The organism is Brachyspira sp. (assembly GCF_050873525.1).
In the GTDB taxonomy this organism is placed as follows: domain Bacteria; phylum Spirochaetota; class Brachyspiria; order Brachyspirales; family Brachyspiraceae; genus Brachyspira.
On the sequence record NZ_JBNMIZ010000335.1, the window covers coordinates 1 to 1,573 of the forward strand.

At 23.7% G+C, this 1,573-nt stretch carries 1 protein-coding gene; it reads right to left on the reverse strand.

The genetic code is table 11. The features are described 5' to 3' along the window. Window positions 1-1,523 (reverse strand): type III-A CRISPR-associated protein Cas10/Csm1 (gene cas10 / locus ACR0QS_RS13160; protein ID WP_432633907.1); only part of this gene is annotated, 1,523 nt, incomplete at its 3' end. Between the last annotated feature and the right edge of the window lie 50 nt (window positions 1,524-1,573).

Below are 1,573 nucleotides of genomic sequence, written 5' to 3' on the forward strand. Positions count from 1 at the left end.
CTAATATGCCTTGAAAGAGAGGAAGTTCTAAAAATATCAGAATATTCTCCAAAACCGTTTATAAAAGCCTGCCCTAAATTATCAATATCGCATCTTAAAACTCCTATTCTTTTTATGCCTTCTGTTTTTTCAATCAAATCTTCAAAACTAATTAAATCGGATTGTTTATTTTTAAAATTGTAATTTCCTATATATAAATTAATATTTTTATTTTTTAAATCGTTTTTTGAATAAGTTCTAACCGCATTATTAAAGTCGTTTCCAAAATATAAATATCTATCGTTATTTTGAGATATAGAAGGCAATTCTACTACCAAATCTCTATCCAGATTATTTTTATTATCTACTATAACAATATCGTCTTCCTCGTTTGCCAAATATTTTCCAGCTTTATATAGATTATAACATATATCGCATGCATATCCTAAATCATTATCTCTTTCTTTTGTATTTTTAGAAGAAGTATGACATATAGAACATTCAAAATCGGATTTATTTTCTTTCGGAGTCAAAATCGTTTTTAACTGTTCTATATTATATCTTCTCTGTTTATCGTAAGAAAGTTTTTGAGATAACGACTTAAATATATTTTTAGTATCTTTCAAATCGTTAAAAGAAAATTCTTTATAATCCATAGCAATATAAAGTTCTATGGAAAATTCTTTAATAAACCAATCGTTAATTTTTTCTTTTATCTCTTTTACTATTTCATTTAAATTTTTTAAATGAGGCAGAATGATATAAAAATGTCCGCCGCCAGAATATAGCAAATTGATTCTATATAAATCGAATTTTTCCAATATTTCGTCCACAATATGTTCCATCATTATTTCAAGGTAGAAGGACCTTGCTCTTAAAGATTTTAAAGCGCCTTTGGAAGATATTGTATAAATAAATTTTTGTATGCCAGAAATATCCGCCGATAATAAAGCAAAATAATTTTCGTTGTTATATAAAACTTCGTAATTTAAACCGTCTTTATAACGATATATAGACGAAATCAAAGCAGATTTTATTTTTATATAATCATACAGAGATATATCGTAGGAAATTTTTTCTTTGGAACGATATGGAATATAAGAAGATAGATTTTTTATTGCATTTATTACGGAATTAATATTGTTAATATCAATATCTTTCAAATCGCTTTTTAATTTTTCAAAATCAATATCATTTTCGTTTAATTCGTTTTTTAGTTCGGGATAAATTATTTTATCGTTATTTATATTCAAAGGATAATAATATTCGCCGTTTTCTTTATCTTTTCCAAATAATGTAAATATTGATTTTAAACGAAAATCTTTTATATTATTTTCATTTATCGGAGCGGAAAATTTATCTAAAATAATTTTGTCTAATTTCTCAGAAAATTCGTCCAAAAATTTATTATCGTTATCGTTTAAAGACGGAATTTTATATTTCAAATCGTCAAATATATTTTTATCGATATTTAGATTAATATTTAGAAAATCGGAGATGTAATCTATATTTGATAGAATCGATTTTATAATAATATCTTTCATAAAAATTATTATATATGTTAAACTATATAATGTCAAACAAAATAATAAAA